The organism is Sneathiella sp., assembly GCF_029233945.1.
Taxonomy (GTDB): Bacteria; Pseudomonadota; Alphaproteobacteria; order Sneathiellales; family Sneathiellaceae; genus Sneathiella.
Map to the genome: position 1 here is coordinate 85530 of NZ_JARGOQ010000004.1, position 9333 is coordinate 94862.

Genomic DNA, 9333 nt, shown 5'->3' on the forward strand with positions numbered 1-9333 from the left:
GTGTCTAGTGGGCGAACAGGACCGGTGCGGTCATATGCTGAAGAATATTCTTGGTCGCGCCCCCCAGGATCATTTCCCGCAGACGGCTGTGGCCATAGGCTCCGAGAACCAGCATATTTCCGCTGTAATCGACGAGTGCGTCGAGGATGGCGTCTCCAACACTGATGCCCGGCCAGTGACCGGACTTGAAATTGGCCGTGATGCCATGTCGTTCGAGATGCGAGATAATATGCTCCGTCTCATATGTCTCATCCTCTGTCGCATTAACGCGCAGGAGAGTAACTTTTTCCGCTTTTTCAAGAAATGGAAATGATTCATGCAAGGCGCGAGAGGATTCGCGTGTGTTGTTCCAGCCGACAATCACATGGCTTCCGAAATTGCTGTAATTCCCGGCCGCAGGTATAATCAGCACAGGACGGGGCGAACTGACGACAATCTCTTCGGCTATATAACGGGTTTGCGCATTATTTTCAGCGTCGGGATCTCCCTGACCCACGATCACAAGATCAGCGGAAAGGGCATGCTCGTTAATCAGGTCCGGTGCGTAGCCTTCCTCGACAACAACTTCGACCGGACGATTTACTTTCGCGGCGAGGCTTTCGAATTTGGCTTTTGCCTCCGCTGCATTTTCCTCTTCAACACTGCGGGATTGCTCTATGAACTCCGGCGGGACGTATCCCATAAAGGAAGTGGGGACGGTTACCTGGGCAATTGTATATAGCCCGATGATATGAGCGTCATGCTCTACCGCCAATCCGAGCGCCGTCTCAATACGGGCCTCCAGTCGCGAATCATTACTCAAATGTAGCAAGATGGTTTTTATAGACATTGCGCTTTCCCTTTCCTCAACCCTGAACGAATTTAATTTAGTATGGCCAGCTTTCATATGAGTGGCATTGATTTGAGACAAACCGGAACGCCCGCCATCTTCAACTATATACACACCGTTTCTGATAATTAACTTATGAACAGTTCTGGCAGATAACAACCGGTTAATTGTTACTGCATAGGCAGCCTGCGTGTTCTCTGTTATGAATGGCAGCCGAAAACATATATCCAGACAAAGGAATTTCGTTAAATGGATGCCATCGAAGCATTGGTAACGCGTAAATCCTCGGCAATGCTGACAACACCGGCACCGTCGAAGGATGACTTGAAGACAATGATGCAGGCGGCTGTTCGCGCGCCCGATCATTGTCGTCTTCGTCCGTGGCGTTTTATCGTGATCGAAGGTGCGGCAAGGGAAAAGCTCGGCCGCATTTTTGGGGAAGCCCTTAAGGTGCGGGAACCTGATGCGACGGAAGCCATGCTGCAAAAAGAGCGCGGTAAGCCTATGCGGGCGCCTTTGGTGATCGCTGTGATTGCCAAAATCGAGGCCCATCCAAAGGTGCCGGAGGTAGAGCAGATACTTTCGGCAGGCGCGGCGGCACAGAATATCATGCTTGCGGCGCATGCGCTCGGATATGCGGGCATCTGGCGGACAGGAAAGACATGCTTCGATCCACAGGTGAATGCGGCCCTCGGTGCGGCGGAAACCGACCAGATTGTTGGATTTCTCTATCTGGGAACCGCCGAGCGGGTGCCGGTTCTTCTGGAGGAGCCGGTTGACGCATATGTAGAAATCTGGGGCGAGTAAATTATTCAAAATCCGGGGCGATAAAGATAGTCTAATAATGGGAGAAAAATAAAATGTCGGACCTTGTGTTTCATCACTATGACGCATCCCCTTATGCCGAGAAAGTCAGGATGATATTCGGCTTTAAGGGGGTGAACTGGCAGTCTGTGCAAATTCCGCGCATGATGCCAAAGCCGGAACTCATGCCGCTTACCGGTGGATACCGGAAAACCCCCGTTATGCAATCCGGCGCTCATATTTATTGTGATACGCAGATCATTATTCGCGAACTGGAGGCCCGATATCCATCCCCGACCCTATTTCCCGATAACAGCCAGTTCCTGGGATGGGGCCTAAGCTTTTGGACGGACAAACTGCTTTTCGGCACAGCGGCAGCGATTGTTTTCGGCACCTTTGGGGAGCAGATGCCCCCGGAATTTGTCAAAGACCGGATGGAATATTCCGGCGGGAATATCAATATCGAAAAAATGAAAGCCGCGCTCCCTGTGTCCATTCAACAATTCGCGGCCATGATGGATTGGGCGGAGCAAGGACTTGCGGATGGTCGGGATTATTTATTGGGTGCAGAGGCGAGCCTCGTCGATTTTAATCTTTATTATGCTGTGCGGTTTGCTGGGCGCGCACCTGCGGTGAAGGAAATTTTAGAGGAATTTCCAAAGCTGACGGCCTGGTTGAGCAGGGTTGCCGCATTCGGTGAAGGCACCCCCACTGAAATCAGCGCAGCAGATGCCCTGGAAATTGCCAAAAATGATGACGTTTCGGGATACAGCGGCAGTGTTGACGCAAATGAGGAGAAGAAGGCCGGAGACCAAGTGGCTGTGATGCCAAATGATACCGGGCGCATTCCCGTATCGGGGGAGCTGGTTACCCTCAACCGCCGAGAGATTGCCATTCGCCACCAGAATGACATCGTGGGAGAGGTGATTATCCATTTCCCACGTGCCGGGTTTATCGTGAAATAGAATTCCGGGAAAAGGCGAAATCATGGTTTTGCCTTTTTCCATTCTTATTTCTCGTTGTCAGGGTATTATCGCCTGTCATGACGGTTCTGGATTTATTTGACGGGCAATGTTATGAAGCTGAAATGAAATCCCCATTTTTCCGGAGAGACCATTGATTAAAAAATTTCGGGCGGTTGCTATCGGGCTTGCTATTTCTGCTGTTGCACTGACGCAGAATTTGCAAGGAACCTCTCTCGCGTATGCCCAATCCAAAATACCGGAAGCTGTCGTTGCCATCATTGATATCAATTATGTTTTGCAGGTGTCGGAACCCTCCAAAAAGGCGGAGGAAGAAGTCAAGGCTCTCCTGAAAACCAAGGTAGATGAACTCAACAAGCGCGGCGATGCCCTGCTGACCGAGAAAGAAGCTCTTGATAAGCAGCGGGCCATTTTATCGCCGGACGCCTATCAGAAGAAGCTGTCGGAACTGAATGTCCAGCGGCAAAACCTGCAACGTGAATTTCAGGTCATTAACGGCAAAATGAATGAAGTGCTCGTCGGCATCCGCTTGCGCTTTCGTGAAATCATTGTTCGTCTTGCTGCGGATGTGAGCAAGGAAAAAGGCGTCAATCTCGGGGTCGATAGGGCAAAAACCGTATTCTTTAACCCGGGCATGGATATCACGGAAGATGTGTTGGAGCGGTTTAACAAGGCCAATCCGAAAGTGGATATCAAGCTTGAGGAGGCGAAACAGGACGCGGCGCCTGCCAAGAAGGAATAAGGTTATATTTTCGCGAGCAATTCTTCCTTCAGCGCCTCATCGCAGAACGCCGCGAGAATGGCATTTCGGGTGATGTTCTCAAGATCGGTTTCGGATAAGTGATAGTTCCGGGCTGCTTCGTCATATTCATGACCGATGGAGGTGGCGAAGAACGGCGGGTCATCCGAGTTAAGCGTCACAACGCATCCCGCGTCCATCAGGGCCCTAAAGGGATGGGTGGCTCTGTCGCTGTAAAGACCGGTGGCGACATTACTCCCGGGGCTTAGTTCAAGCGGAATGCCGCGCTCTGCAATTTCCGCCACGAGCGCCGCGTCTTCAATTGCGCGCACCCCATGCCCAAGGCGGCTGATAGACAGATATTCCAGGCTATCGCGGACACTCTCCGGTCCGCCGAACTCCCCGGCATGGCTCGTGATTTTGTATCCGGCCTCACTGACCAGGGTAAAGGCAGACGCAAAATCCTTCGGATGAAACTGTGCCTCGTCTCCGCCCATTCCGAACCCGACAACATAGGGGTGAGGGGTCGCAACGAACTGCTCAGCAACCTTGACGGCTCTTTCGGGACCAAAATGGCGCACGCAGGTGACGATAATCCGCCCGATGATACCGAATTCCTTAAATGCATCATTTATCCCTGCGGCAATCCCCTCCAGATGATCGGCGTAGCTCATTCCGACTTCTGCCGCGTGATCGGGAGAGGAAAACATCTCCACATAGATCGCGTCCTCCTGCGCGCATCTGGCAAGATAGTCATAGGTGAGCAAGCGGTAGTCGTCCTTGGACAGGATCGTCGCCGCAGCCTTGTCATAGCAATCAAGGAAATGCCAGAAGTCATCCCAGGCATATTCAGTTTCTGACTTGAATGTCGTCGGGTCAATTCGCGCACCATTGTTGGCCGCAAGCTGCCGGACGAGGGCAGGAGGCATGGTCCCTTCCAGATGGACATGGAGTTCGGCTTTTTTGACCATGCTCAATCCAGAAAGCTTTCGCCATGTGCAAGTGGCGGCAGACCGAGATGCAGGGCAATACTTTGGCCGATATCGGCGAATGTGTCTCGTTCTCCAATGGAATGTCCCTGAATGCCCGGGCCGAAACCAATGATGGGGACAACTTCCCGCGTGTGATCGGTTCCCGGCCATGTCGGATCGCAGCCATGATCAGCTGTGAGGATAACTACATCGCCCTTCATCAGGGCCGCGTGTAACTCCGGCAAGCGGGCGTCGAATTCCTCCAATGCCTGGGCATACCCCGCAATGTTCCGCCGATGACCGAAGGACTGGTCAAAATCGACAAGGTTGGTAAAAATCAGGCTGCCATCTTTTGCCCTGCCCATGGCCTCAAGCGTTGCATCCATCAGCGCCATGTTACCCGCCGCCTTGACGATTTCACCGGTACCTTGGTGGGCGAAGATATCTCCGATTTTCCCGATGGAAATGACCTGCCGGTCCGCCTCCGTCAATTTATCGAGAAGGGTCGGTTCCGGCGGAGGAACGGCGAGATCCTTTCGGTTTGCCGTCCGGGTGAAGTTGCCATTGTCCCCGATAAAGGGCCGGGCGATAACGCGTCCAATCTCTAATCGATCAACCAGTTCGCGGGCAACGTCACATAGGGCGTATAGGCGATCGAGACCAAACGTCTCTTCATGCGCGGCAATCTGAAAGACGCTGTCGGCGGAGGTATAGACAATGGGCTTGCCGCTTCTCATATGCTCATCGCCGAGATCTGCAATTATCTCCGTGCCGGAGGCATGACAATTCCCGAGAATGCCGGGGATTTTTCCGCGCTCGATTAACGCGTCCGTCAGGTCCTTTGGAAAAGTAGGGATGGTTTTTGGAAAATATCCCCAGTCAAACAACACCGGCACCCCGGCCATTTCCCAATGTCCTGATGGTGTATCCTTGCCCTTGCTCTTCTCTTGCGCGACGCCATAAAGGCCATCGAAACTATTTTCCACGCTGGCTGTGCCGACATAGTTGTCATGTGCGGCAAACAATCCAAGTTTCTGCAAATTAGGTAGGTTAAGGGGACCTGACCGCTCTGCGGAATCCGCGCGCCCTGTCGCGGCGGCGTCGATGATATGGCCAAAGGTATCCGCACCAACATCGCCAAAGGCCTCCGCGTCACGGGCAGAGCCAAGGCCAAAGCTATCGAGAACGATCAATATGGCGCGCATTTATAAATCCTCCTTTGTAAGGCGGGTGCGCACGGCGGCCGATGCTACTGGTGGTTCCTCGGTGAGGGTAATGGCATTCAATATCCGTTTTCCCGCCCGCTCCGCCTTCGCCTCATTCCGGGCGATAATCGTCGCGACGGGATTTCTCGGGCCCAGCTTGGCCCCAAGTCCGGCGATGTTGGCGAGGCCGACCCCGTAATCAATGCTGTCAGACGCCTTGTGCCGTCCGCCCCCGAGGTCCATCACGGCGACGCCCATCTCACGGACATTTATGGCCCCGAGATACCCTCGCTTCGGCGCGATCACATCCCGTCGGATAGGCGCAAGCGGAAGATATTCGTCCATATTCGTCATCAGGTCTTTTGGCCCCCCGAGTGCCGCAATCATCTGTGCGAATTTCTCGGCGGCCGTGCCGCTGCCGAGCGCACCCTTTACGGCATGCGGCGCGGTTGCCTCATCGGCAACCCCTGCAATGGTCAGCATTTCCGCCGCCAGTGCCTGTACCACATCGAGAAGCCGCTGATCGACATTCCGGCCCATCAGGAAATCAATCGTTTCCCTCACCTCAATCGCATTTCCAGCTGTTTTGCCAAGAACCTCATTCATATCGGTCAGCAGCGCGGACGTTCGAAGCCCGGCGCCATTTGCGACCGCGACGATGCTACGGGCAAGTTCCGTCGCATCGTCATAATCTTCCTTGAACGCGCCGGAGCCGAACTTCACATCCATCACCAGCGCATCCAGTCCCGCCGCGAGTTTTTTTGAAAGAATGGACGCTGTAATCAATGGGATTGATTCCACCGTCGCCGTAACGTCCCGGATTGCGTAAAACCGTTTGTCCGCAGGGGCGAGATCGTCCGTCTGGCCGATGATGGCGCAGCCGATATTTTTCACGGTCTTTGTCAGCAGATCGGGATCTGGTGCGGTGTTATAGCCCGGCACACTGTCGAGCTTGTCGAGGGTCCCGCCTGTATGACCGAGGCCGCGCCCGGAGATCATCGGGACGGCCCCGCCGCAGGCCGCGACAATCGGTGCAAGCATCAGGCTCACTTTGTCGCCGACACCGCCGGTGGAATGCTTATCGACGACGGGACGGCCAAGATCGGCTTTCGACCAGTCCATGACATGGCCGGACTGAACCATGCTGCGGGTGAGCGCAACGCGCTCCTCCATGCTCATCCCCTGGAAAAAGACGGCCATGGCAAAGGCCGCGATTTGCCCTTCCGAGATGGAATTATCGGTGAGGCCGCGCACCATAAACTGGATTTCCGCGTCGCTCAGGGTCGCGCCGTCGCGCTTCCTGCGGATAATTTCCTGCGGAAAAAATTCTGCCGCTTTATTCGCCATAAGGGATCCAGATATTCTTGATTTGTGTAGATTGGCGCAGAAATTCCCGGCCTTCACCTTGCGCGGTATCGAACCAGTCCCGCGCCTTTCCGTTATTAACCCAGGTCCGCTTCATATTTCCGGTTGAGGCGGCTTCGACAAGCTCACTGCCACTCTGCGGGCCGAAATACCAGACGGATTTCACGTCATCATGCTCGGCCAGGGTTTTTGCGAGGGTTTCGCGCGGTCCCGTGATGATATTCATTGCGCCTGCAGGCACGTCCGATGTTTCAAGAAGCTGATAGAAATCGGTGGCTATGAGTGGATACCGCTCCGATGCGATTAAAACAATGCGGTTGCCCATGGCAAGGGCAGGGGCGGCGAGTGAAATCATCGAAAGGAGCGGGTTTTCATCCGGGCAGACAATGCCAATCGCGCCGATGGCTTCCTTCATGGCGAGTGTGACACCGCGCATGGGCGGGGAATGCACCGCGCTTTCGTATTTATCTGCCCATGCGCCATAGGAAAAGAGACGCTGGATCGTGGCATCGACTTCAGCGTGTGCCTTTTTCACGGTAACGCCGGTCATGATTTTGAGGCGATCCGAAAATTCTGATTTCCGGATATCGAGATTCTCCGCGAGATAGTAGAGCACCTGTGCCCGGTTATGGCTGCTTGCCTTGGTCCAGCCGGTCGCCTTGCGCGCGGCTTCCACCGCATTTCGGATATCTTTACGGGTGCCTTCACCGACCTCGCCGATCTTGTCGCCCTTCGCGGAAAAGACCGGCATGCTGTAACCCGAATCCGGTCGGGCCTGCTTACCACCGATATAGAGCTTCGGTGTGCGATCAAGATCGGCGAGCGACGCGTTGCTTTTATTGCCCTGCGGCGAAACTGCTTTCGCGTCCTCGTAGAGCGGCAGCTTCGAGATGAATTTCGGCTTCAATACCTCCATCATACCTTCATGGCCGCCCTCCCGTCCGTAACCGGATTCGCGATTTCCCCCAAAGCCGCAGGCCGCATCGAACTGGTTGGTCGAGTTTACCCAGACCACACCGCAATCGATCTTTGGTGCGATGTCCAGCGCGAGATTGATATTCTCACTCCAGACCGAGGCGGCCAGACCATAGCGGGTATTGTTGGCAATCGCGACGGCCTCCTCTGGGGTGCGGAAGGTCATGGAGACGATCACGGGGCCGAATATTTCTTCTTGCGCAACCGTTGCGGCCGGAGCGACATCACTGATCAGCGTCGGAGGATAGAAGCTGCCGTCTTTCGGCATATCGCATTTCGGTTGCCAGACACTGCCTTCATTCTCGCCTTTTTTGACGAGCTTTGTGATGGTCGCGAGTTGTGTTGGGTCGACAATTGCGCCCATGTCGATAGACTTGTCGAGCGGATCGCCAATGCGCAATGTCTCCATCCTTTGCCGGAGCTTTGCGATCATTTTCTCGGCAATGCCTTCTTGCAGCAGGAGGCGCGAGCCGGCGCAGCAGACCTGCCCCTGATTGAACCAGATGGCATCAACAACACCTTCTACCGCGCTGTCGAGATCCGCATCCTCAAACACGATAAAGGGGGATTTTCCGCCGAGTTCCAATGTGAGGTGCTTGCCGCTGCCGGCAGTTGCCGTGCGGATCAGACGGCCCACTTCGGTTGAGCCGGTGAAGGCGATCTTGTCGATATCGGAATGTTTGACCAGCGCTTCGCCAGTCTTGCCGTCGCCCGTTACGATATTGACGACGCCGTCGGGTAGGCCGACGTCTTTACAGATTTCGGCGAAGCAAAGGGCGGTGAGAGAGGTGTATTCTGCCGGTTTTAAGATGACCGTATTTCCCGCCGCAATCGCCGGAGCGATTTTCCACGCGAGCATGAGAAGCGGGAAGTTCCAGGGGATAATCTGTCCGATCACGCCCATGGGCTCGAACTCGGCAAATTCCTGATCCTGAAGTTGTGCCCATCCGGCATGATGATAGAAATGTCTTGCGACGAGCGGGATATCAATATCGCGGGTTTCGCGAATGGGCTTTCCATTATCAAGCGTTTCAAGCACAGCCAGCAGGCGGGAATTGCGCTGGATCGCGCGGGCGAGGGCATAGAGATAGCGGGCGCGCGCCGGCCCGCCGATATCGGTCCAGCCTTTTTGTGCGGCGCGGGCCGCGGTAACCGCGGCATCGACATCTTTCTCATTCGCCGCGGCGATTTTTGCAAGACTCTTGCCCGTTGCAGGATTATGGCTCTCGAACCAGCTTTTGGATTTCGGTTTAACCCAAGCGCCTCCGATAAACAGGTCAAACTTTCCTTTTCGATTCACGATCCACCCGAGCGCTGTCTCACTGCTTTCCGGTGCCGGTCCGTAGTCCATCTTGTCGAATATTTCTACAATGCTCATGGTTTTTCCTCAGGCCATCGGATGACGGAAATCGGCGGAATAGCGCCCGGTGACGAAATGCTCCAGCTGGCGCTCAATATCGCC

At 54.6% G+C, this 9333-nt stretch carries 8 protein-coding genes; 3 read left to right on the forward strand and 5 right to left on the reverse strand.

The features are described 5' to 3' along the window. Nucleotides 1-4: 4 nt before the first annotated feature. Entirely contained in the window at nt 5-829 is an 825-nt protein-coding gene (locus P1U71_RS02695) for a universal stress protein (RefSeq protein WP_301104007.1), read from the reverse strand. 249 nt (nt 830-1078) lie between these two features. Between P1U71_RS02695 and P1U71_RS02700 the strand changes: the two genes are divergently transcribed. The 3 genes from P1U71_RS02700 to P1U71_RS02710 all read left to right on the forward strand — a co-directional run bounded on the left by P1U71_RS02700 (nt 1079) and on the right by P1U71_RS02710 (nt 3358). Next, entirely contained in the window at nt 1079-1636 is a 558-nt protein-coding gene (locus tag P1U71_RS02700) for a nitroreductase (RefSeq protein ID WP_301104008.1), read from the forward strand. A gap of 53 nt (nt 1637-1689) precedes the next feature. Then, nucleotides 1690-2598 (forward strand): glutathione S-transferase family protein, encoded by a 909-nt coding sequence (locus tag P1U71_RS02705; RefSeq protein ID WP_301104009.1) that lies wholly within the window; start codon nt 1690-1692, stop codon nt 2596-2598. Nucleotides 2599-2749: 151 nt separating this feature from the next. After that, nucleotides 2750-3358 carry an OmpH family outer membrane protein gene (locus P1U71_RS02710; RefSeq protein ID WP_301104010.1) on the forward strand — a complete coding sequence of 203 codons (609 nt, stop codon included), beginning with the start codon at nt 2750-2752 and terminating at the stop codon, nt 3356-3358. Between the two features lie 2 nt (nt 3359-3360). Here P1U71_RS02710 and add read toward each other — a convergent pair whose 3' ends face one another. The 4 genes from add to P1U71_RS02730 are packed head-to-tail and all read right to left on the reverse strand — an operon-like array spanning nt 3361 to nt 9249. Further along, nucleotides 3361-4326, reverse strand: a complete 966-nt coding sequence (add, locus tag P1U71_RS02715; protein WP_301104011.1) for an adenosine deaminase — start codon at nt 4324-4326, stop codon at nt 3361-3363. Between the two features lie 2 nt (nt 4327-4328). Continuing rightward, nucleotides 4329-5531 carry a phosphopentomutase gene (locus P1U71_RS02720; protein ID WP_301104012.1) on the reverse strand — a complete coding sequence of 401 codons (1203 nt, stop codon included), beginning with the start codon at nt 5529-5531 and terminating at the stop codon, nt 4329-4331. Further along, on the reverse strand, nt 5532-6878 hold the full coding sequence (gene deoA / locus P1U71_RS02725) for a thymidine phosphorylase (protein ID WP_301104013.1): 1347 nt from the start codon (nt 6876-6878) through the stop codon (nt 5532-5534). It lies immediately after the preceding gene. Next, nucleotides 6868-9249 carry an aldehyde dehydrogenase family protein gene (locus P1U71_RS02730; RefSeq protein ID WP_301104014.1) on the reverse strand — a complete coding sequence of 794 codons (2382 nt, stop codon included), beginning with the start codon at nt 9247-9249 and terminating at the stop codon, nt 6868-6870. The genes deoA and P1U71_RS02730 overlap by 11 nt, the downstream gene beginning before the upstream one ends. Nucleotides 9250-9333 lie beyond the last annotated feature (84 nt).

Bases quoted from the DNA above. Each gene is read 5' to 3' on its own strand.
- P1U71_RS02700 (WP_301104008.1), top strand. From the start codon at position 1,079: ATGGATGCCATCGAAGCATTGGTAACGCGTAAATCCTCGGCAATGCTG.
- deoA (WP_301104013.1), bottom strand. From the start codon at position 6,878: ATGGCGAATAAAGCGGCAGAATTTTTTCCGCAGGAAATTATCCGCAGG.
- add (WP_301104011.1), bottom strand. From the start codon at position 4,326: ATGGTCAAAAAAGCCGAACTCCATGTCCATCTGGAAGGGACCATGCCT.
- P1U71_RS02695 (WP_301104007.1), bottom strand. From the start codon at position 829: ATGTCTATAAAAACCATCTTGCTACATTTGAGTAATGATTCGCGACTG.
- P1U71_RS02720 (WP_301104012.1), bottom strand. From the start codon at position 5,531: ATGCGCGCCATATTGATCGTTCTCGATAGCTTTGGCCTTGGCTCTGCC.
- P1U71_RS02730 (WP_301104014.1), bottom strand. From the start codon at position 9,249: ATGAGCATTGTAGAAATATTCGACAAGATGGACTACGGACCGGCACCG.
- P1U71_RS02705 (WP_301104009.1), top strand. From the start codon at position 1,690: ATGTCGGACCTTGTGTTTCATCACTATGACGCATCCCCTTATGCCGAG.